This window comes from Faecalispora sporosphaeroides DSM 1294, assembly GCA_000383295.1.
Classification (GTDB): domain Bacteria; phylum Bacillota; class Clostridia; order Oscillospirales; family Acutalibacteraceae; genus Faecalispora; species Faecalispora sporosphaeroides.
In genome coordinates this window covers 263,520-284,750 of the sequence record KB911067.1, presented here as the reverse complement: position 1 = coordinate 284,750, position 21,231 = coordinate 263,520, and the positions used below count along the sequence as shown (strand labels likewise).

General features: G+C 57.0%; 18 protein-coding genes. 11 read left to right on the top strand and 7 right to left on the bottom strand.

What is annotated here, in order from left to right; translation table 11 throughout:
• Positions 1-36: 36 nt before the first annotated feature.
• On the top strand, positions 37-1,371 hold the full coding sequence (locus tag G340_RS0104955) for a TRAP transporter large permease subunit (protein ID WP_020072554.1): 1,335 nt from the start codon (positions 37-39) through the stop codon (positions 1,369-1,371).
• A 107-nt stretch (positions 1,372-1,478) separates the two neighbouring features.
• Here the strand turns inward: G340_RS0104955 and G340_RS17815 are convergent, their stop codons facing one another.
• Positions 1,479-1,907 (bottom strand): hypothetical protein, encoded by a 429-nt coding sequence (locus G340_RS17815; protein WP_154653100.1) that lies wholly within the window; start codon positions 1,905-1,907, stop codon positions 1,479-1,481.
• Between the two features lie 101 nt (positions 1,908-2,008).
• Here G340_RS17815 and G340_RS0104950 point away from each other — a divergent pair, with 101 nt between their 5' ends.
• Positions 2,009-3,787 (top strand): methyl-accepting chemotaxis protein, encoded by a 1,779-nt coding sequence (locus G340_RS0104950; protein ID WP_326522323.1) that lies wholly within the window; start codon positions 2,009-2,011, stop codon positions 3,785-3,787.
• A gap of 44 nt (positions 3,788-3,831) precedes the next feature.
• On the opposite strand, the gene G340_RS18200 is transcribed toward G340_RS0104950, so the two are convergent.
• The 6 genes from G340_RS18200 to G340_RS0104920 all read right to left on the bottom strand — a co-directional run bounded on the left by G340_RS18200 (position 3,832) and on the right by G340_RS0104920 (position 10,688).
• Complete coding sequence (locus G340_RS18200) at positions 3,832-4,002, bottom strand: hypothetical protein (protein WP_020072552.1); 171 nt, start codon at positions 4,000-4,002, stop codon at positions 3,832-3,834.
• A 175-nt stretch (positions 4,003-4,177) separates the two neighbouring features.
• The gene (locus G340_RS0104940; RefSeq protein ID WP_020072551.1) at positions 4,178-4,522 is read right to left on the bottom strand and encodes a P-II family nitrogen regulator; all 345 of its coding nucleotides are present in this window, start codon (positions 4,520-4,522) and stop codon (positions 4,178-4,180) included.
• Positions 4,523-4,539: 17 nt separating this feature from the next.
• Positions 4,540-6,216, bottom strand: coding sequence for a DUF1538 domain-containing protein (locus G340_RS0104935; protein ID WP_020072550.1), 1,677 nt, complete (start codon positions 6,214-6,216; stop codon positions 4,540-4,542).
• Positions 6,217-6,497: 281 nt separating this feature from the next.
• Positions 6,498-7,550 carry a lysylphosphatidylglycerol synthase transmembrane domain-containing protein gene (locus G340_RS0104930; protein ID WP_020072549.1) on the bottom strand — a complete coding sequence of 351 codons (1,053 nt, stop codon included), beginning with the start codon at positions 7,548-7,550 and terminating at the stop codon, positions 6,498-6,500.
• A 405-nt stretch (positions 7,551-7,955) separates the two neighbouring features.
• Positions 7,956-10,289, bottom strand: coding sequence for a heavy metal translocating P-type ATPase (locus G340_RS0104925; protein ID WP_020072548.1), 2,334 nt, complete (start codon positions 10,287-10,289; stop codon positions 7,956-7,958).
• Between the two features lie 30 nt (positions 10,290-10,319).
• Complete coding sequence (locus tag G340_RS0104920) at positions 10,320-10,688, bottom strand: ArsR/SmtB family transcription factor (RefSeq protein ID WP_020072547.1); 369 nt, start codon at positions 10,686-10,688, stop codon at positions 10,320-10,322.
• A gap of 486 nt (positions 10,689-11,174) precedes the next feature.
• Here G340_RS0104920 and G340_RS0104915 point away from each other — a divergent pair, with 486 nt between their 5' ends.
• From G340_RS0104915 to pgsA, 9 genes are all read left to right on the top strand, one after another.
• Positions 11,175-12,548 (top strand): FG-GAP repeat domain-containing protein, encoded by a 1,374-nt coding sequence (locus G340_RS0104915; RefSeq protein ID WP_020072546.1) that lies wholly within the window; start codon positions 11,175-11,177, stop codon positions 12,546-12,548.
• Positions 12,549-12,573: 25 nt separating this feature from the next.
• A complete protein-coding gene (locus tag G340_RS0104910) occupies positions 12,574-13,278 on the top strand; it encodes a response regulator transcription factor (RefSeq protein ID WP_020072545.1) in 705 nt (234 codons plus the stop codon).
• A 190-nt stretch (positions 13,279-13,468) separates the two neighbouring features.
• Positions 13,469-14,938 (top strand): sensor histidine kinase, encoded by a 1,470-nt coding sequence (locus G340_RS0104905; protein WP_020072544.1) that lies wholly within the window; start codon positions 13,469-13,471, stop codon positions 14,936-14,938.
• On the top strand, positions 14,931-15,884 hold the full coding sequence (locus G340_RS0104900) for a DUF1385 domain-containing protein (RefSeq protein ID WP_020072543.1): 954 nt from the start codon (positions 14,931-14,933) through the stop codon (positions 15,882-15,884). Before G340_RS0104905 ends, G340_RS0104900 begins: the two co-directional genes overlap by 8 nt.
• Entirely contained in the window at positions 15,881-16,735 is an 855-nt protein-coding gene (prmC, locus tag G340_RS0104895) for a peptide chain release factor N(5)-glutamine methyltransferase (protein ID WP_020072542.1), read from the top strand. Before G340_RS0104900 ends, prmC begins: the two co-directional genes overlap by 4 nt.
• Before the next feature lie 273 nt (positions 16,736-17,008).
• Positions 17,009-18,157 carry a recombinase RecA gene (gene recA / locus G340_RS16420; RefSeq protein ID WP_154653098.1) on the top strand — a complete coding sequence of 383 codons (1,149 nt, stop codon included), beginning with the start codon at positions 17,009-17,011 and terminating at the stop codon, positions 18,155-18,157.
• Complete coding sequence (locus tag G340_RS0104885) at positions 18,157-18,792, top strand: regulatory protein RecX (RefSeq protein WP_020072540.1); 636 nt, start codon at positions 18,157-18,159, stop codon at positions 18,790-18,792. Before recA ends, G340_RS0104885 begins: the two co-directional genes overlap by 1 nt.
• The gene (rimO, locus tag G340_RS0104880; RefSeq protein WP_020072539.1) at positions 18,783-20,120 is read left to right on the top strand and encodes a 30S ribosomal protein S12 methylthiotransferase RimO; all 1,338 of its coding nucleotides are present in this window, start codon (positions 18,783-18,785) and stop codon (positions 20,118-20,120) included. Before G340_RS0104885 ends, rimO begins: the two co-directional genes overlap by 10 nt.
• Positions 20,117-20,704 carry a CDP-diacylglycerol--glycerol-3-phosphate 3-phosphatidyltransferase gene (gene pgsA, locus G340_RS0104875; protein WP_020072538.1) on the top strand — a complete coding sequence of 196 codons (588 nt, stop codon included), beginning with the start codon at positions 20,117-20,119 and terminating at the stop codon, positions 20,702-20,704. Before rimO ends, pgsA begins: the two co-directional genes overlap by 4 nt.
• Positions 20,705-21,231: the final 527 nt, after the last annotated feature.

The following is a 21,231-nucleotide window of genomic DNA, read 5'->3' as shown; positions in this document are numbered from 1 at the left end:
AATCGCTAAATATTTATTCTGTTAGGAGGAGTTTTTATGGAACTTGGAAGCTGGGCAATCGTGAAGTCGTTTCCGCTCCTTGCCCTGATTCCGCTGCTGATCTACATCGTGCTGTCTTTGCGGGGGAAAAACAATACCTGGGCCATTATTCTCGGCATTACCGCGGGTGTTTTTCTCAACGGGCTGGATCTGAAGGCGGTGTCAAAATCCTTTGAAGCCGCCATGTCCAGCAGTACGGCACTGATCGGTATCATCATCATGGCAGGCGCCGGACTTGGTCAGGTGATGACGGAGGCGCATGTAACGCATACGCTGGTTTACTGGATCGTCAAGCGGATCGGTGTGAACACGCAGACAAAAGCGAAGCTGGTGCTCATCATCTGTTCCATTGTCATCTGCGGCTTGCTCGGCACGCTCGGCGGCGGCAACGCGGTGATCGCGCCGATCATGATCCCGGTGATGGCCTCGCTGGGGATTACCCCCACGGTGGTTGCGATTCTCTTTAAAATTTCCGGAGAGATGGGCCTGGTTTTGGGGCCGCTGACAGGTGTTACGCTGATTACCATGGAAGTAACCGGCCTTACATACGGCCAGCTGATGCTGGGAGCCGCGCTTCCCTTTGCCATTATTTTCATTGGCGGAGCGTGGGTGGGCGCCCTGCGCGCGCAGAAGCGTACCGAGGGGCAGGAGAGCTACACCCTTTCCGACGACATGAAAAATCTGGATGAAATCGTAGTGACCAAGCAGGAGACCATCAGTACGGTTGTGTTCCTGGTGAGCTTCCTCGCGCTGGTGGTGTACGGTATCCTCACGCGGCAGGGCACCTCCTATGCGCTGGTCGTCATGATGATTCTGATTGCGGTGGTATCCCTGTGCGCCAGAATGCACGCGGAGCACATCATCAGCGCAACGGTGAAGGGCGTTCAGTCCCAGGCTGGCATGTTCATCATTTTCATCACCATCGACGTATTGCTGCAAATGGTTACGGCGGGCGGCGGATTCACGGCGCTGGGCAATCTGCTCGGCAGCTTCTCCCAGAACAGCCCGACGGCGGTTATGCTGATCTCCTCCGTGGTGGGCGGCTTTGGAATCGAAGCGGCTGCGGTCGCGGAGATCAAGATCATTGCTGGCATGTTCCTCGGTGCGGCGCAGGCGACCGGTCTGCCGATGAGCATGTTCGCCATCTCCATTCTGTGCGCGACCCGGCTGACCGGCTCCACGTATCCCTGCAGCAACATGAACGGCCAAATGGGCATCGCGGGCTGCAACAACCTCAAGGAGATGCTCCAGGGCTGCTGGATCGCGGTCGGCACCGTCGTCGTATTCACGGTGGTCTGGGCGTTCGTGGGGGCGCATATCATGCCGTGGTGAGCGGGGCAGCCCGCGCCCCTTTCGGTGAAACCGCGGAACAGCGCCGGCTCTTTTGAACCGGAACGGGCACCTCGCTGTTTTCTCGTGTACTCGAGCTACCGGTTTTTCTATATGTACAAAAGCGGTCTGCCGCCTGTTTTAATACAGACGGCGGGCCGCTTTTTTGGTATCCTTTGCTTCCTCACGCTCTTAGCAGGCCGAGGGCATTTTGCCGGTTTGTTTTTGGGATGGAGCCGTGCGGTTGTTGGAGCAATGCGCGGCCTCATGGTTCCTCCAAAGAATGAAAAATAAATTATAATAAATTTTATTATTTTTTTATCTGATTGATCTAAAAAATCAAAGTAAAGCAACGATAATAGATAAGGAAAGAAATATTTAATTGCATAAAATAATTCTGGTCTTGCGTTTTCTGGGTTTTGGGGCGGCCTTTCTTCCTCCGGTCTCCAGTTTTCATAAAAACAGGAGAAAGAGGGCCCTTCCGTTAAAATAGACTGGGAATGCTGTGAAATAATGGCGATAACATTTCTTGTTATCACTATTATTTTGCAGCCCTTCCTGCTTTTTACCTGAGAAAACGGCGGGACAAAAAAGGTGAGGGATCAATTTGAAAAAACAGATATTCGGTCAAAAAAGAACCATGCAGCTCAAGCATAGGATTGTGCGGTTTGTCGGTGTTCTGCTGCTTGAAATTGTCGTGGTGCTGTCGGGGCTTTCCTTTTTCTTTTTGGACGGCGCGTTCGGCGCGGTAAACGATCAGCAGCAGGCTGCGTTTGACAATCAGGCGAAAAATGCGGTGGAAACCGTCATCAGTGCTTTGCAGGCGAATGAGGAGCGGCGCAAGTCCGGCGAGCTCACCGAACAGCAGGCCCGCCAGATTGCGGAAATGATCGTGCGCGACACCCGCTACAATAATGGGGAAGGCTATTTGTGGGCGGACGAAAAGAACGGCATGTGCGCGGTGCATATGAATCAGGAATATGAGGGCCAGATGCGCTATGACCTGCAGGACAAGCAGGGCATTTATTATATTCGCAATCTGATTGCCGCTGGCGACAAGGGTGGAGCCTTTACGGAGTACTTCTTCACAAAGCCGGGGAAAGACGGCGTGTTCAAAAAAAGAGCGTATACCGAGCTGTTCCAGCCGTATGGGTGGTACATCAGCACGGGGAACTATTTTGACGATATTGAGACGAGCATGGCGCATAACCGCCAGGAGCAGCGCAGAGACGGAATCATTCTGGTCGTTGTCAGCCTGGTCGTGGGGGTGCTGAACCTGGTCTTCATGCTGCGCTGGTCCGCCAGGCTGACGAAGCCGATCGAATCGGTTACTGAGCGCCTGACCCTGCTTTCGCAGGGCGATGTGCACACGCCGCCCGCAGAGCTTGTGGAGCTTGAGGATGAGACGGGGCGGCTGACCCTCGCCTGCAAAACGCTCATTGAAAACATGGCTGGCATGATCAGCGACGTGACAATGCATCTGGAACATATCTCGAAGGGAGATATGCGCGCGACGGTCAGCTATGAGTATTTGGGGGATTTTCAGCCGATCAGCGAGTCTCTGACGCTCATTTACAATTCGCTGAACGAAACGCTGCGCACCATCAGCCTTTCGGCGGAGCAGGTGAACGCCGGTGCGGATCAGGTTTCTTCCAGCGCCCAATCGCTGGCATCGGGTGCTTCCGAGCAGTCCAGCTCGGTGGAGCGGCTGGCGGAATCCGTTGAAAAGGTGGAGGCGGCCGCCAACCAGAACGCCGCCGGCGCGCAGGAGGTATCGGGCCAGGTGGACCTTGTGTCGCAGGATATGAGCCGCACCAAGGATCAGATGGAGAAGCTGAATACGGCGATGGATCAGGTGAAGGAGACCTCTTCCAAAATCGGGGAAATTACGAGCCTGATCGAATCGATTGCCCAGCAGACGAATATTCTGGCCCTGAACGCTTCTATTGAGGCGGCCAGAGCCGGTTCGGCCGGCAAGGGCTTTGCCGTTGTAGCGGCAGAGGTGGGCTCGCTCGCCTCTAAAACGGCGCAGGCGGTAAAAGAAACCGGCGGCCTGATCGCAAGTGCGATTTCGGCCATTTCGGAGGGCGCCAGACTGACGCAGACGGTTTCTGAAATGGTGGACAACAGTGTGGAAAAGACAAACGCCATCTCCTCGGCAGTCGGCGAAATAGAAAAGGCCTGCGTCGAACAGGCCCAGGAGCTCTCCCGCATTACGCAGGGGCTGGAGCAGATTTCGAGCGTGGTACAGTCCAACGCAGCGGCGGCGGAAGAAAGCTCCGCGTCGAGTGAAGAACTTTCTTCGCAGGCCCAGCTGCTGTACCGCGAGCTGGATAAATTCCGTTTGGCTTCGGGTACGGGCACATCCGGCGCGGAGAGAATGGAGTTTGGGAACAGCTTTAAAAACGAGCTAATTTAAAGTAGCGTTTCCCCGGCAGGCGTCGCCTGCCGGGGAATTTGCTTTTACTTTGACTCTCCCAGGTGATTTCTTTCGGCTTGACGCACCAGGACGGAGAGCTGCCGGAGCTGTTTGTCCTGCTCCTCCATTTTGAGATACAGCAAAATTTGGTTTTTTACAATGGTGTTTAGTGTGTGATTGATGAGCCTTAGTTGCAAATTCACTTTCTGTTTCATGCGTAATCCCTTTCTCGCCGAATTTTACCGGGTTTTTCCAAGATGCTCTACTATTGTATCATGAAAAAAAGGGATGGAAAATCCATAAACAGACCCTTTGACGGTAAAATTTTTGGGATGAAAGAAAAAAGATGCTGCTGTCCTCTTGTTAAGGACAACAGCATCTTTTCAATGCTTACACACTGCGGTCTTTATGGCTTTTTTGGGAAGTAAGCCCTACGACCTGATCCACTGGCAGGGAAAATACGAACGCGTCCGCGTCGGTTCCGGAGCCGTGTGCTTTCATCACGGCCTGCATGATCCCCTTCCGCAGGGATTGCTGCGTCAGAATCATAATCAGCTCTTTTTCAGGCTTTAACGTCATTCCGAAAAAGGTCTCCAGATTTTCCAGTCCCGAGCCCGTGGCGTGCACCACCGTTCCGCCGGTCGCTCCGGCCGCTTTGGCGGCCTCCATAATTTCGGCGGAAAATCCCTGGTTTGCAATCACCAGTATCATGCTGTGCTCAAATGCTTGCTCCATGAGAACCTCCTAAACAATCAAACGGTATCCTGCGGAGAGGGGGACTGCTCTTTTTCGGCATCCGGCTCCGGCGGTTCGGCCGCTTCCCCCTGCGGCTCGGGCAGGGCGCTCTCCGGTGCGCCGGGAATCGCTTCCTCCTGCGGTTCGGCGGCCGCCTCGCCCGGCTGAGAATCCGGCTCCCCGCCGTCGATGTCGATATCGATGATCAGGGCGTCCGAAGCGTCGGTCACCTGCGGCTCCAGAGCGGCGGCCCGGCGGCTCTTGTACTGGAACAGAATGCCGATTGCCTGAATCGTGATCAGGGGCAGCGTGGCGATCATGGCGATCATGCCGAACGCATCGGTCATGACATTGCCGCCCAGCGCCTCGCACACGCCTACGCCAAACGGGAGCAGGAACGCCGCGGCCATTGTGCCGGCGGCCACCCCGCCGGAATCAAATGCGATCGCGGTAAATACCTTGGGGGTAAAACGCGTTTGCAGCAGAGCGATAGCATAGCCTGGCAGCAGAAAGTACCAGATGTCGAGCTGATATATAATCCGAATCATCGAAAGGCATACCGCCAGGCTGACGCCGACGGAAAGTCCGATCTGCATGACACGCTGCGAAATCGCGCCGCTGGTGATGTCCTCCACCTGCTTGTTCAGAACGTGTACCGCGGGCTCCGCCGCAACAATAAAGAACCCCAGCACGGCGGCGAGCGGAATCAGAATCCAGTTGTGAGAAGACCTGGCGATGTGCCCGCCCAGAAAACGGCCAACGGGCATAAAGCCGACGTTGACGCCGGTGAGAAACACCGACAGGCCCAGTATGGTATAGATAATGCCCACGAGTATTTTGATCAGTCTGGTGCGCGAAAGGCGCAGCCGAAGAATTTGCAGCAGAATAAAAATGGTTAGAATCGGCAGGAGCACCTCAACGACCTCCGTGAGCGATTGAACGAACTGTACGGAATACAGCAGCGGAATCTGCGAAAGACTTTCCAGCTCCGCCGGGGATTCAAACGCAAAGCCGGAAGAGGAGGAGTCGTAAAAAATGCCCATGATCAGCACGGCCAGAATGGGGCCGATGGAGCAGAGCGCGCACAGGCCGAAGCTGTCTTCTTCGCTGTTCTTTCCGGAAAGAACAGTGGAAACGCCCATGCCGAGCGCCAGTATGAACGGTACGGTGATGGGGCCGGTGGTCACGCCGCCGGAATCAAAGGCCACCGCCAGATAATCCGGGGAGAAAATTCCCGCCACGAGAAAAACCAGAATGTACGAAACGATAAACAGGTGCGCCAGATGAATCTGAAACACGATGCGCAGCAGCGCCAGCAGCAGAAAGAAGCCCGCGCCGAGCGCGACGGCCCCCACCAGAACCTCGTCGGGTACGGCGGGCACCTGCTTCGTGAGCACCTGCAGATCCGGCTCCGCGATCGTGACGACCACGCCGATCAAAAATCCGCCGCCCGCGATCCAGCCGATTTTTTTGGAGCGCGTCAGCTCTGAGCCAATGGCCTCGCCCATAGGGATCATCGCCATGTCGGAGCCGAGGGTAAACACACTCAGGCCGATTACCAGAAGCACCGCACCGGTCAGAAACAAAGCTACGGTGGTTAAGGGCAGTACAAATGAGAAGGCAAGAACAATGGCGCAGATGGGCAGAACAGACTGCGTGGATTCCTTCAGTGAGTCGATTAAAGTGTCTCTCATTCCTTACTTCCTTTCGCATCTATATTAGACCGGGTCTTAATGGCCGCCGGCGAAAGAAAAAAGGGTCGGCGGGCCTGGGAGCAGAAAAGACCGATCCGGAATCTCTGAAAAAAGGTTAGGTTACTTAACTAGTATAGCATAGATTTCGCAGTGAGAAAAGCCTTTCTTTGCCAGATTCCCTCAAAAAGGGCGGCGAGCCGGGGAGCGCGGGGGTAAAAAAACCCCCTGTCTGCCCGCAAAGCGGGGAGGAACAGGGGATACGGCTTTGCATTTTCGGGCCGTTACATCCAGTTTTTTTTCGCGGCCACCCAGGTGGTCAGGTAGCCGAACACGATGCTGCTGTAATATGCGAGAACGCGCCACAAAAGAATCGCGGGCCAGATCGCGGAACCGAACATATCGTGGAAGAACAGGTAGAAGCCGCCCTCCGCGCCGCCGGAGGAGCCCGGCAGGGGAACAAACGCCGCGGCCATGGTGACGAAGGTATCCGCTGCCATCATGGTATAGAAGGGTGCGCCGTGCAGGTTGAAGCTGCGGTGAATCAGGTAGGGGACAATGCTCGCGCAGGTGATCTGCACCAGCGTGAGCAGGCCTGCCTTTACATACAGCGCGGTGGAGCGGCCCATCAGAGCCGCGCCGTCGTGGAACGCGTACAGCTGATTGCGGATTTTGCGGTACAGGCGCTTCGGGTGGCGGCACCATTTCATGCGCAGCAGCACCATCATGAGAAAGCGCAGCAGCTTCTGCGTCAGGCGGGTGTTGAACATCACGATCAGCGTTACGCCGATAATCGTCATGTTGATGACCAGCGTCAGCAGGATGACCAGGGCAATATTGTCCAGTACAGCCCGAAAATAGGAAAATTCCGTGGCAATAAAAAACAGGCTGTAAACCATCATAACGATCTGGTAGATGAGGGATTTCAGGGCGATGACCGCGCTGGAGGCTCCGGCACTCATTCCCATCCGATCCATCGTGTAGATCTCCATCGGTTCGCCGGCGGAAAAGGGCGTGAGCGCGCTGTACAGAAAGCCGACCATTCCCACGGTGAAGGATTTGCGGAAGGTCCAGGAGGGATCCAGATGACGCGACAGCAGGTACAGCACGTAGCCCTCGATCGCGTAGCGGGCAAATATTGCGAGCAGGGCGATCTCCAGCCACCGCAGGCGAATGTTTTTTGAAATCTCCATCAATGCGTCCACACCGTCGGTCGTGAACAAAAAATAGAGAATGACGCCAATGGAAAGAATCAGCGTGATGGTGGTAAACCATTTTTTTTGCTTTTCTTTTTTGGGGTCGTCAGTTTTGTTTAAGTTGGAAGACGAGCTTTGCATCCTTCCATCCCCCTTTCCCGCTTGGTTTGGCCTTGGCGAACATGCACCGCGGCGGCCTGGCAGGCGTTCAGTGGCAGTTTGCGTTTGCGGTCTTTTAGTCCAAAACATTGCTATTATACCATTAAATTCGGCATAAGCCAACCAAAATCTACCCAACTGGCAATACGCCTTATGCCGTGGAGTTATTATATCCTGATTATGACAGGTAATCAAAATTTTATTCCTTTGGCAAAGTTCGGGTAAAATTCCGCGCGGAAAAAAGAGGAAACACAGCGTTCGCCTTTGCGCAGGCGGCCGGTCTTAATTGGCCGGTTTGCCCTAAAACAGAGGATTCCTTTCCCCACAAAAGGCGGGGGAAAGGAATCAAAATCAAGGTTAAGTTGTAAAAGCGGGGCGCTCGCGCGTTTATTTTGTTTTTAGAGCGCGCATGGCATTTAAAACGGCGATCAGCGCGACGCCCACGTCGCCGAACACGGCGGCCCACATGGTGGCGATTCCGGCGGCGGCCAGAATCAGGATGACGGCCTTCACGCCCAGCGCGAACCAGATGTTCTGCCAGACGATGCGGCGCGTTTTTTTCGCGATTCTCACCGCGGCGGGCAGCTTCGACAGCTCGTCGGTCATCAGCACGATATCTGCGGCTTCGATCGCGGCGTCGGAGCCGATGCCGCCCATGGCGATGCCGATATCGGCGCGGGCCAGCACGGGGGCGTCGTTAATGCCGTCGCCGACGAACGCCAGCTTGCCGCCGGGGGACTTTTGATTGTCTAAAAGCTCCACGCGCTCCACTTTCTGGTCGGGCAGAAGCTCGGAGTAGACGGTGTCGATGCCGATGGCCACGGCAACGCTTTCGGCTACGGCCCGGCTGTCGCCGGTCAGCATGGCGACGGTGTGCACTCCCGCCTGCCGGAGCGCTTCCACGGCGTTTCGGCTGTCGGGCTTGATTTCATCAGAGATCACCAGGCAGCCGGCGTATTCGCCGTCCACCGCCAGGTAAACCAGGGAGCCGGGGGCCGAAACAGGTGAAAACCGGATGTTTTCGGATTCCATCAGGCGGCTGTTCCCCGCCAGCACGGTTTTTCCGTCGATGACGGCGCGGATGCCGTGCCCGGCGATTTCAGTGTGCTCCAGCGCCTGGCCCTCGTCAACGGGCCGGCCGTATGCCCTTACAATCGATTGGGCGATCGGGTGGGTAGAGACGCTTTCCGCCAGTGCGGCGTAGCGCAGCAGCTCCGCTTGTTCCATTTTTTCGGGCAGAATTTCCGCCACGGTGAAGCTGCCCTTGGTCAGGGTGCCGGTTTTATCGAATACGACCGTGTCGAGGCCGTTCAGCGCTTCCAGGTAGTTGCTGCCCTTAATCAGGATTCCCTGGCGGGACGCGGCGCCGATTCCGCCGAAGAAGCTCAGGGGGATCGAAATTACAAGCGCGCAGGGGCAGGATACCACCAAAAACGCCAGCGCACGGTAAATCCAGGTGTGGAACTCCGCGCCGGGGATCACCATCGGTGGGATCACCGCCAGAGCAAGGGCGGCAAACACAACGGCCGGGGTGTAATAACGGGCAAACTTGGTAATGAAGTTTTCAGTGGGGGCCTTTTTGCCGCTGGCGTTCTGCACCAGTTCCAGAATCCGGGAGGCGGTGGAGTCCCCAAATTCCTTTTGTACCTGAATCGTGAGCAGGCCGCTCTGGTTGATGGAGCCGGAGAGCACCTCGCTGCCGGGCTGCACATCCCTCGGCAGGGATTCCCCCGTCAAAGCGGAGGTGTCGAGGGAGGAGACGCCCTGCACCACCATGCCGTCCAGCGGTATTTTTTCGCCGGTCTTAACCAGAATCAGGTCACCAATGCCCACCTCTTCGGGCGAAACGCGGCGAACCTCGTCACCCAGCTTCAAATTGGCAAAATCGGGGCGAATGTCCATCAGCGCCTTAATCGAGTTGCGCGAGCGGTTGACCGCCATATCCTGAAACAGCTCGCCCACGCGGTAGAACAGCATGACGGCCACGCCCTCCGGAAATTCCCCGATGGCGAACGCGCCGATGGTCGCAATCGACATTAAAAAGTTTTCATCAAAGATCTGTCCGCGCTGAATGTTGCGCAGGGCAACGAGAAGAATCTCGCCGCCGATCAGAAGGTAGGCGGCCAGAAAGAGAAGGAATGACGGGAGCTGCGGCAGGGGGATCGCCATTGCCGCAGCAAACAGCACTACGCCTACCGCGAGAAGAATGCGCGAAACGCGTTTTCTGCTCTCGTCCTCCTCCCCGCCGGTTTCCTCCTCGCGGAAAGAGACCGTAACGTCCGGTTCCATCTCTCCAATGATGCGAACGGCCTCGCGGGTCAGCGTCGGCAGCTTCTCCCGGTCGCCGGCTTTGAGAATCACGCGCTGTGCGGCGAAGCTCACCTGCGCTTCGCGGATGCCGTCCAGCTTTTGAATCTCGCGTTCAATTTTTGCCGCGCAGTCCGCGCAGTCCAGCCCCTTCAGGTATAAAATCCGTTCACCGGCCTGTGCGGCCCGGCGTTCGGTCAGCCGGATGTCGGGCTCGTGGCTTTGTGCAATCTCCTGCATTCTGCCGGCAAGCTCGGGGAAGCGGTTTTCGTCTGAAAGCTCTACCCGCAGCGTTTTTGAAACAAAATCGAGCGAAGCCCGCGAAATACCGTCCAGCCTGCCGACCTCGTGTTCAATTTCCGCCGCGCAGTGGGCGCATCCCAGGTTCTCCACGACAAATTCCTTGGCGGCCATCGATTCATTCCCACCCTTCTGTTTCTGTGATTATTTTTCTTTGATGTGACTCAGGCCCAAACTCAAAATGCCCTCTATGTGTTCGTCGTCCAGCGAATAGTAGATTACCTTGCCCGCCCTGCGGGATTTTACCAGCCGGGCCTGCTTGAGCACGCGCAGCTGATGCGAAATTGCCGACTGCGAAAGCTCGAGCAGCTCCGCAATGTCGCAGACGCAAAGCTCCGTCGAAAGCAGGGCACATACGATTTTTACCCTTGTGGAATCTGCAAAAATGCGGAAGAAATCCGCCAGATCAAACAGGTGATCCTCACAGGGCATCTGTTCCTTTGCCTTTTGAATCGATTCGGGGTGAATCCCCGCGATTTCGCACGATTCGAGCTCTTCTGTTTTGTCTGCCATCATCTAATTCTCCTTTGATCATATGAACATATGAATAACTGTTCATATGTATTATATGCAAAACCGGGGAAAAAGTCAATTGCAAATTGAATTCGATCAAAAACTTTTTCCATCGCCCGTTTTGCGCAGCCAATATGAGAAAGGGGACTGTTTTTTTCTTTGGCATCATGCTATAATAATCTATAATTTTGTAAATACAGGTACCGTCTTTTCCGGGCGCAGACGCTCCCGCCACGGCACAAGGGGCAGGCCCGCGCTAGCGGGCGCCCCGCGGGATAGCCGCAAAGGAAAAAACAACATTTTTGCCCTCACACCTAAAATGAGAAATAGAAATTCCACCCCGTCACGAAGGGGCACCCCCCACGCGGGGGCACCCGCTGGAAAGCTTTTTCGCTTAGAGAATGATTCAAACAATAGATTTCTATTGATAATGATAAATAAAGGCGCAGACCGAACCTGTGCGAAAGGGAAAGGACGTGAAAAGAAATGAGGAAACAGGTGATCGCTGCCGTGCTGGCTCTGGCTGTACTGTGCTCCGGCTGCTCTTCGGTCAGCCTGGATCCTCAGACCCTGATGCGTCCGCCGCGCGCGACCGGCAACAAGGAGCAGATTCACAAGGTGCTGGAGAAAAAAACGAACGATCAGCTGAATCTGAGCTACCCCAGCCGAGGGGACTACCGCTCGGCCATTTTAATGTGGGATTTAACCGGCGACGGGGCGGAGGACGCCATAGCGCTGTACCAGAATCCCGACCAGAAGGGCGGTCTGACCATTTCCTTTATCCGCGGCGGGTCCGAAATCTGGGCGGAGGTCGGCTCCTTCAATAACCCCGCCACTCAGGTGGATAAGGTGTGCTTTGGCGATGTGAACCGCGACGGTGTGGACGACGTAATCGTCGGCTGGGGCAATGTTTTGAACCAGACCTCGTCGGTCAGCATCTATTCTTACCACGACGGCAAAATGACGGAGCTTTCTTATAACCAGCCTTATAATGAAATAGAAGTGCGCGATTTCGACGGGGATACCTACGACGAAATCTTTACGGCCTCCGTTTCCACGGCGGAGCAGCCGGCCATCGCGCGCCTGCTGCGCGTGACGGATAATATGGTGGAGACCATCGGCTCGGCGCATCTGGATATCGGCGTGACGAAATACGCGGCGGTCACGGCGGGAATGATCAATTCCTCGCAGTACGGCATTGTGCTCGACGGGGTAAAGGCCGGCGGCAATTACGTGACGGAGGTGCTGTTCTGGGACTCCAAGAAAAAGCTGCTGCAATCTCCCTTTTTGGATTCGGGCACGCAGACGGCCAACTACACGCAGCGCAGTACGAGCGTGACCTCGCGCGACATCAACGGCGACACGCTGATCGAAATCCCCATTGTCAACCCGCTGCCGGGGTATTCGTCGCCCCTGCCGGATGAAGCTTGCGCCATGACGAACTGGTACCGGTACGACAGCGTGAACAATATTCTGCAGCCGGTGATGAGTATGGTCATCAACCAGAAGAGCGGCTATTGGTTTATGATTCCCGAGATGTGGCGCGGCAAGGTCAAGGTTACCGTAAAGGTGGACCGTGAGGCGCGCTCCCTGACCTTTTACAAATGGCTGCCGGCTGCCGGGGCCGCGGCCGGCACGGTGAACAATGCCGCCGCGGGCGCGGTGAGTACGGGCCTGCTCAAGCTGCAGGAGTTCACCGAACAGGAATGGAACGCCGGGGCGGTCACGAAGGGCTTTTATAAGCTGAAGGAAAGAAACGGCGTCGTTTATGCGGCCTCCATCCTTCAGCCGGACGACCCGATGGCCCTGAACATCAACGACATTACGAACAGCTTCCGGCTGATCGCGCCGCAGGAATAAAATTGGCAGAGGAGGAACCTGACGAATGAAGAGAATACTGGTCGCGGAGGATGAACAGACCATCCGCGAGTTTGTTGTGATCAATCTCAAACGCGCGGGCTACGAGGTGGTTGAGGCGGAAAACGGGGATCAGGCGCTGGAGCTGTACGAGCGCGAAAACGGCATGTTCGACGTCGCCATTCTCGATATTATGATGCCCGGGCAGCACGACGGCCTCGCGGTTTGCCGCGAGCTGCGTCAGAAGAGCGGCTCCATCGGCATCATTCTGCTCACCGCCAAAACGCAGGAGATGGATAAGGTGAGCGGCCTGATGATGGGTGCGGACGACTACGTGACAAAGCCGTTTTCCCCCAGCGAGCTGGTGGCCCGCGTAGATGCGGTGTACCGCCGGGTGGCGCTGGCGGAAATGCGCACCGGCAACAACTTCCGCGAAGAAATCCGTTCCGGCATCTTCTCGCTGAACCTGCGAAACCGCGCGCTGATGAAGGAAAATGTCCCCATCGAGCTGACGCAGGTGGAATTCCAGATCATGGAGTATTTCTTTTCAAATCCGGGCAAGGCGCTCGATCGTTCCGACATCCTCAAGCACGTGTGGGGGGATGCCTATTATGGGGAAGAAAAGATCGTGGACGTGAACATTCGGCGTCTGCGGATGAAAATAGAGGATGAACCGTCCAACCCCAAGCACATCGTAACCGTTTGGGGGCTGGGCTATAAATGGGAAGCGTAGAAGCCGGTTTTGCAGCCGGCAGGCTCAACGAATACAACAACAGGTTTTGAACTGCCTGTCACTCAAATTGGTTTCAAACCGTATTGATCGGCACAGCGCACCTCCTCCGCCGCGGGGGCGGGAAGATGCCTGCCGCAATTTCAAATGGATTTTGTGACGACACAAAACGGCGCGAAAGGAGGGCGGAGAAATGAAGATATGGGGCATTACCCGGCGCTGGATTCTGAACAGCCTTGGCATTATCCTGCTTGTTCTTGCCGCTCTGATTCTCTGCCTTTCGCTGGTCGTGCAGAGCTATGTGTACAACGGCATTCAGCAGACCATCAACGGGCGCTCGAGCGAATTGACCAACGTGTTTGCCGGGTATGACAGTAAAACGGCGGCGGAGTTTTCCGGCGCGGCGCGCGCTTATGTGGAAAACTCGCCCAGCAAGCAGATGATGGAGATGATGGTGCTGAGCACTTCGGGCCGGATTCTCGTCACTTCCACGGGCTTCCCGCCCGACCAGGACCAGATAATGCCGGACGTTCAGCTGGCGCAGGCAAGCAAGGACGGCTACGGCACCTGGCAGGGCCGCCTTTCCTCCGGGGAAAAGGTGATGGCCGTCACGCGCCAGATCCGCAGTCAGGCCGGTTTGCCCCTTGGCAGCATCCGCTATATCGTCTCGCTGGAAGAAGCCGACCGGCAGATTCTCACCATCCTGGGCGGGCTTCTGATCATGGGCTTTCTCGTCATTCTGTTCGTGGTGTTTTCCAGCACGTACTTTATCAAGTCGATCGTCGACCCGATCAAGCTGATCAGCGCCACCGCCAAGCGGATTGCCCAGGGCGACTTCGACGCGCGCATTCAGAACCGCCAGAACGACGAGATCGGCGAACTGTGCGAGACCATTAACAAAATGGCCGTGGAGCTCGGCACGGCGGAAAAAATGAAGAACGACTTTATCTCTTCGGTGTCGCACGAGCTGCGCACGCCGCTCACGGCGATTAAGGGCTGGGCGGAAACGCTGCAGGGCATGGACGAGGCCGAGCGCGAAACGTATGAGCGCGGCATGGGCGTCATTATCCGCGAATCGGAGCGGCTTTCGGGCATTGTGGAGGAGCTTTTGGATTTCTCCCGCATGCAGAACGGCCGCATGACGCTGATGATGGATAAAATCGATATTCTCGCGGAGCTTGGCGAGGCGGTATATCTGTTTACCGACCGTGCGAAGGCGGAGGGCAAATTCCTGGTGTATGAGGAGCCGCCCCTGCTGCCCCCGGTGCTGGGCGACATCAACCGCCTGCGGCAGGTATTTGTCAATATCATCGACAACGCCCTGAAATATACCAAAGAAGGGGATACCGTTACCGTTACCGCGGAAGAAGCAAACGGAAAAATCCGGGTGGTGATCAGCGATACGGGCTGCGGCATCTCCGCAAAGGACCTTCCCAACGTGAAAAAGAAGTTCTACAAAGCAAACCAGACGGTGCGGGGCTCCGGAATCGGGCTGGCCCTGGCGGACGAGATCATGCGCCTGCATGACGGCCGCCTGGAGCTGGAAAGCCAGGAGGGAGTCGGAACCGTCGTGACCATCACGATACCAACGCTCAGGCAGTCCGCGCCGGAGGCAAAGCCGGCGCCTGCGACGGAAGAAAGGAATTCCGAACAAAATGGCTAGAGAAAAAACAAAAATGATCACAAGCATCGGCGGGCAGGCCGTGATGGAGGGCGTGATGATGCAGGGCCCGCACAAGACCGCGCTGGCCGTGCGCATGCCCGACAACACCGTTTCCACCCAGGAGATTGCCGTCAACCGCCTGCGCAATCGTTACAGCCTGCTGCGCCTGCCGATTCTGCGCGGCGTGGCCGGGTTTATCGACGCGCTTTCCGTGGGGTACAGGGCGCTGAGCATTTCGGCGGAAAAATCGGGGCTGGAGGACGACGAGCAGCCCTCTAAATTCGACCAGTGGATGCAGCGCGTGTTTGGAGACAAGCTGATGAACGCGATCATGACGATCAGCGCCGTTCTCGGTGTGCTGCTCGCCGTGGGGCTGTTCTTCTGGCTGCCCACGTGGCTGTTCAACATGGGACAAACCTACCTGTGGGGCCCCGGCTTTGCCGAGTGGCGCACCGTGTTCGAGGGCTTTTTGAAAATCGCGATCTTCATCGCCTACATTGCGTTCTGCGCCAGCCTGCCGGATATTAAACGCGTGTTTCAATACCACGGGGCCGAACATAAAACCATTTTTTGCTACGAGAACGAAGAGGAGCTGACGGTGGAGAATGTCCGCAGGCATCAGCGCTTTCATCCGCGCTGCGGCACCAGCTTTATGGTGATCATGCTGCTGCTCGGCATCGTCGCCGGGTACTTTATTCCGTTTACCAATCCCTTTGTGCGCACGGTGGCAAAGCTTTTGTGCGTGCCGCTTCTCATGGGGATCGGCTACGAGCTGATCCGCATCTGCGGCAAATACGACAATCTGTTTACCCGCATTATTTCCGCGCCGGGCATGTGGATGCAGCGCCTGACGACCAAAGAACCGGAGGATTCCATGATCGAGGTGGCGATCAGCGCCATGAAAGAAGTCATTCCGGAAAACGGAGAGGACCGAATTGTAAGATGACCTTTCAGCAGGCCTATCAGCAGGGCAGAAGCCTGCTGCGGCGCGCGGGCGTGGAGAGCCCCGCTTTTGATACCATCTGCCTGTTCCGGCGGGCCTTCGGCATGGATCGCCAGGGCCTTTTGCTGCGGGGGGAGGAAGAGGCTCCGCCCATGCAGGCGAAGGAATTTTTTCGCACCATTGAAGAACGGCGCTCCCGCCGCCCCCTGCAGTATATTCTGGGGGAATGGGAGTTTTTCGGAATGCGCCTTGCCGTGGGGGAGGGAGTGCTGATTCCGCGCGAGGAAACGGAGCTGCTGGTCTACACGGCTGCGGAGCTGCTCGGCGGGCACCCCGCGCCGCTGGTGGCGGATTTGTGCGCCGGCACGGGCGCCGTGGGGCTGGGGCTTTCCCGCCTGCGCGGCGACGCCCGGGTGGCCTGCGTGGAATGGTACGGGCAGGCGTTCTCTTATTTGCAGAAAAATCTGGATCGCTATGGTGACGGTCGGGTTCTCGCGGTACAGGCCGATATCACACGGGAAGATGCCGCGCCGGAGCTTTGGAACCTCAACGCAGTGATCTCGAACCCACCTTATATTGAGGCGTCGGAGCTTCCGCTGCTGCAAAAAGAGGTGCAGGCAGAGCCGGCCACCGCGCTCGACGGCGGCAGCGACGGCCTCGATTTTTACCGGGCGATTGCACAAATCTGGCTGCCGCGTTTGAAGTCCGGCGGAATCGTTGCGGTTGAGATTGGGGAAACGCAGGCGGAGAAGGTCTCCGCGCTGTTTCGCGGCGCGGGCCTTTCGCGGATTCAAATCCGTCCGGATTTTAACGGCTTCGACCGCGTGGTTTCTGGCGTGTACCGCCGCGAGTAAGCTCTTGCAGGGGGGATTTGGCGGCAGAGATATAAAACATTCGTTCGATTTTTTCGCCGAATCCATTGATTTTGAGTTTGGAATACAGTATAATAAAATCAGGTTTTTCCCGGCGGCGGACGGCGTGTGCCGCCCGCGCGGAGCACGGTGTGCAAGGCGGGGGAGTGAGTTGCTGCGGGCTCGCGCCTGCTCGGCGGCCCTGTTTAACGGATGGGCGGCGGCGCGTTTTCCAGCGGGTCGGTAATTACAATTTTGGAGCGGAGGAGTTTTTCCATGGCAGTGGACAAAAGCAAGGCGCTGGATACGGCGCTGGCGCAAATTGAAAAGCAGTTCGGCAAGGGTGCCGTGATGCGCCTGGGGCAGAATCAGGCAATGCAGGTGGAAGCGATCTCCACCGGTTCTTTTTCTCTGGATATGGCGCTGGGAATCGGCGGCCTGCCCAGAGGGCGTATTGTAGAGGTGTACGGGCCGGAATCCTCCGGTAAAACGACGCTGGCGCTGCACTGCATTGCGCAGGGGCAGAAAAACGGCGGCTATGCCGCGTTTATCGACGTGGAGCATGCGCTCGACCCGGTGTACGCCCGCGCGCTCGGCGTGGATGTGGACGCGCTCCTCGTTTCTCAGCCCGATACCGGAGAGCAGGCGCTCGAAATTACCGAGGCGCTCGTGCGCTCCGGCGCGATTGACGTGATTGTTGTGGACTCGGTCGCGGCGCTTGTTCCCCGTGCGGAAATCGAGGGCGACATGGGCGACTCCCACGTCGGCCTGCAGGCCCGGCTGATGTCGCAGGCGCTGCGCAAGCTGGCGGGCGCGATTTCCAAATCGAACTGCGTCGCCATTTTTATCAACCAGCTGCGTGAAAAGGTCGGCGTCATCTACGGCAGCCCGGAGGTAACGCCCGGCGGCCGCGCTCTCAAGTTTTACGCTTCCGTGCGAATCGATATCCGCAAGACCGAAACGCTGAAGAACGGCACCGAGCAGATCGGCTCGCGCACGCGCGCCAAGGTGGTCAAAAATAAAATCGCGCCTCCGTTCCGCGAGGCGGAATTTGACGTGATGTACGGCCAGGGCATTTCCCGCGAGGGCGAGATTCTCGATCTTGCCGCCAAGCTCGACATTGTGCAGAAGAGCGGTGCATGGTTCTCTTACGGTGAAACCCGCCTGGGCCAGGGCCGCGACAATTCCAAGGAGTTCCTGAAGAGCAATCCCGAGCTCATGGCGGAGATCGAGCAGAAGCTGCGCGAAAACGCCGACCGCCTGCCCTCGAAGGCGTCCGGCTCGCCCAAAAAGGCGGCGGCTCCCTCCGCGCCGTCCGAGGCGGCCAAGCCGGTTGTGGCCGAGCCTGCGGCTCCGCCGGCAAAGCCCGCGGCTTCCGGCAGAGCATCCTCCAAGGCGAATATCGATATTCTGGTGGATGACTGATGCTGATCACGGCGATCCGGCCCCATCGAAAGGGCCTTTCCCTGCTGGTGCTGGACGGAGAACCGGCCATGGAGCTGGATTCCGGTGTTCTTTACCGGGAGGGGGTGCGTGTGGGGGCGGCGCTTTCCGACGAGGAGCTGTACCGCCTTTGTCAGCAGTCCAATGAGGTGCGCGCCAGAGAAAAGGCGCTGTATCTGCTGGAGCACAGGGCACATTTTAAAAGAGAGCTGGAAGAAAAGCTGCGCCGCGATTTCCCGCCCGAAGCGGCAAAATCGGCCGCCGACCGCATGGAGGAGCTCGGGCTTCTCGATGACGCCGCCTGCGGGCGGCAGCTGGCCGGGGAGCTGTTGGGGCGAAAGGGCTTTTCGTCGTCCCGCGCGCGGCTGGAGCTGTGCCGTAAAGGGGTAGACCCTGCCCTGGCAGAGGAGATCGTCGGTGAGCTGGCCCCGCCGCCGGAGGAGAAAATCCGGCAGCTGCTGCAAAAGAAATACCCCCTTGCCGCAAGGGATGAAAAACAGCGGCGCAGAGCGGTGAACGCCCTGCAAAGGATGGGGTACCGCCTGCCGGAGATTCGGCAGGCGCTGCGCTGTCTGGATGAAACCATAGAATTGGATGAGGAGCAAATATGGCAATAACAGTGGGAATGGTCAGCTTGGGCTGCGCAAAAAACCGGGTAGACGGAGAAATGATGATGGCGACCCTGAAAAACGAGGGCTTCTGTCTGGTGAACGACGCGGCGCTGGCCGATGTCGCGATCGTAAATACCTGCGGGTTTATCGACGACGCAAAGCAGGAGTCGATCGACGAAATCCTCGAGCTGGCCAAGCTCAAGCAGGAGGGGCAGATTCGCGCCATTGTGGTCACGGGCTGTATGGCGGAGCGTTACCGTGAGGAGATCCGCAAGGAGCTGCCCGAGGCGGACGCGGTGATCGGCATCGGCGCCAATACGGAGATTGCCGACATTATCCGCCAAACGCTCGGGGGGCAGAACCCCGAGTCCTTTCCGCCGAAGAACCGCCTGCCGCTGTACGGCGAGCGCGTTCACTCCACCCCCAGCTATTATTCGTACATCAAGGTGGCGGAGGGCTGCGACAGCCGCTGCGCCTACTGTGCCATTCCCATGATCCGCGGGCGCTACCGCAGCCGCCCGATGGAAAGCATTGTGGAGGAGGCCAAAGGCCTTGCGGCGGACGGTACGAAGGAGCTGATCCTGATTGCGCAGGATACCAGCCGTTATGGCGAAGACCTTTACGGCCGCCTGATGCTGCCGGCGCTGCTCGACCAGCTCTGCGAAATCGACGGGTTACGCTGGATTCGTCTGCTATACTGTTATCCGGATTATATTACCGATGAGCTGCTGGACACAATGGCCCGGCAGAAAAAGGTTGTAAAGTATATCGACCTGCCGCTTCAGCACGTGTCGGGCCGCATGCTCAAATCCATGTACCGCGGCGGCGACCGGCAGTCCATTACGGCGCTGCTTCACAAAATCCGCGGGAGGGTGCCGGGCATTACGCTGCGCACCACGCTGATCACCGGCTTCCCCGGCGAAACGGAGGAGGATTTCACGGAGCTTTCCGAGTTCGTCAAGGAGATCCGGTTCCACCGCATGGGCTGCTTCGCCTATTCGCGGGAGGAAGGCACCGCCGCGGCAAAAATGCCGAACCAGATCGATGAAGAGGTCAAGCTGCACCGCCGCGACCTTCTGATGGAGCAGCAGATGCGCATCATGGAGGAGCAGTGTCAGAAAGAGATCGGGGAAACCATCACGGTTCTGACCGAGGGCTATGACCGCTACGCGGAGTGTTGGTTCGGGCGCAGCGAGCAGGACGCGCCCGAGATTGACGGCAAGGTGTTCTTCTTCGCAAAGGAGCAAAAACCATCCCCCGGGCAGTTCGCCCGTGTGAAAATCACGAATTTTATTGAATGCGATTTGATTGGGGAAGTGGAGGAGCTGTTATGAATCTGCCCAACAAGCTGACCATGTTCCGCCTCATACTGGTCCCGTTTTTTGTGGCGGTATTGCTGGCCCCGGCGCTGCCGCACCATTACCTGATTGCGGCGATCCTGTTTGCTGTGGCGTCATATACCGACCATCTGGACGGAATGCTGGCGCGAAAGAATAACCAGATCACGGATTTTGGAAAATTCATGGATCCGCTTGCGGATAAGGTGCTGGTCATCTCCGCGCTGGTCTGCTTTGTGGAGCTGCACCTGGCCAATGTCTGGATGGTGCTGCTGATCATCGCGCGCGAATTCATGGTTACGTCCATCCGCCTTGTGGCGGCGGACAAAGGGCAGGTGATTGCCGCGAACAACTGGGGCAAGGCCAAAACCGTCAGCCAGATCATCGCGATTTTGGTTGTGCTGCTGCTTCAGTATTTCTTAGAGCTGACCATAGCGTTCTCGTCGTATCCGCTCGGAATCACGGAGCAGAGTGCCATGCTGGTGGGGCAGCTGCTGATTCTGATTGCCACGGTTCTTGCTGTGGTATCCGGAGCGATCTATTTAAAACAGAACTGGCACATTGTGAAAACGGCGGGGTAACCCAATTGGAAAAGGCTTTCTTCTTTACAGAGGGGAGCTTTTTTTGATCACGATGGAAAAGCGTGTTCGGGCACAGCCTGCTTTTGCGGGGAAAACCCGCAAAAAAAAGCGCCGGATTTTTGAAAATCCGGCGCGGTTTATTCCCATGTGACAATTTTTCTCATATCCGTATTTTATCTTGCAAAAAATTCCAAATAATGGTAGGATAATCTCGTAAGGCACTTAAAGTGCAAAGCAGGAGCGGGGTGCTAGGAACACCCTGCCCCCTGCCCACGGAGAAACAGCCTCCATAAGCAACGGCAAAGCCGCACCATGCAGACACAGTATAACTCATTTTTCCCCTTTTGTATAGGGGGATTGTGGCAAAAATGGGAATCCCACTAAGGCGGGAGTTGTGTATTGCACTTATGATACAGGCGCTGTGTTTATGGAAGTATCCCCATTCGGAGGATTCCGTAACACGCGCTTTTTTGTTGCCTTACAGGCAAGCCCCGGTACGGGCCGAAGGATCCTTCATGAACATTCCC

Bases quoted from the DNA above. Each gene is read 5' to 3' on its own strand.
- G340_RS0104910 (WP_020072545.1), top strand. From the start codon at position 12,574: ATGAAGAGAATACTGGTCGCGGAGGATGAACAGACCATCCGCGAGTTT.
- recA (WP_154653098.1), top strand. From the start codon at position 17,009: ATGGCAGTGGACAAAAGCAAGGCGCTGGATACGGCGCTGGCGCAAATT.
- G340_RS0104940 (WP_020072551.1), bottom strand. From the start codon at position 4,522: ATGGAGCAAGCATTTGAGCACAGCATGATACTGGTGATTGCAAACCAG.
- G340_RS0104955 (WP_020072554.1), top strand. From the start codon at position 37: ATGGAACTTGGAAGCTGGGCAATCGTGAAGTCGTTTCCGCTCCTTGCC.
- G340_RS0104930 (WP_020072549.1), bottom strand. From the start codon at position 7,550: ATGCAAAGCTCGTCTTCCAACTTAAACAAAACTGACGACCCCAAAAAA.
- rimO (WP_020072539.1), top strand. From the start codon at position 18,783: ATGGCAATAACAGTGGGAATGGTCAGCTTGGGCTGCGCAAAAAACCGG.
- prmC (WP_020072542.1), top strand. From the start codon at position 15,881: ATGACCTTTCAGCAGGCCTATCAGCAGGGCAGAAGCCTGCTGCGGCGC.
- pgsA (WP_020072538.1), top strand. From the start codon at position 20,117: ATGAATCTGCCCAACAAGCTGACCATGTTCCGCCTCATACTGGTCCCG.
- G340_RS0104935 (WP_020072550.1), bottom strand. From the start codon at position 6,216: ATGAGAGACACTTTAATCGACTCACTGAAGGAATCCACGCAGTCTGTT.
- G340_RS0104920 (WP_020072547.1), bottom strand. From the start codon at position 10,688: ATGGCAGACAAAACAGAAGAGCTCGAATCGTGCGAAATCGCGGGGATT.
- G340_RS0104885 (WP_020072540.1), top strand. From the start codon at position 18,157: ATGCTGATCACGGCGATCCGGCCCCATCGAAAGGGCCTTTCCCTGCTG.
- G340_RS18200 (WP_020072552.1), bottom strand. From the start codon at position 4,002: ATGAAACAGAAAGTGAATTTGCAACTAAGGCTCATCAATCACACACTA.
- G340_RS0104900 (WP_020072543.1), top strand. From the start codon at position 14,931: ATGGCTAGAGAAAAAACAAAAATGATCACAAGCATCGGCGGGCAGGCC.
- G340_RS0104950 (WP_326522323.1), top strand. From the start codon at position 2,009: ATGCAGCTCAAGCATAGGATTGTGCGGTTTGTCGGTGTTCTGCTGCTT.
- G340_RS0104925 (WP_020072548.1), bottom strand. From the start codon at position 10,289: ATGGCCGCCAAGGAATTTGTCGTGGAGAACCTGGGATGCGCCCACTGC.
- G340_RS0104905 (WP_020072544.1), top strand. From the start codon at position 13,469: ATGAAGATATGGGGCATTACCCGGCGCTGGATTCTGAACAGCCTTGGC.
- G340_RS0104915 (WP_020072546.1), top strand. From the start codon at position 11,175: ATGAGGAAACAGGTGATCGCTGCCGTGCTGGCTCTGGCTGTACTGTGC.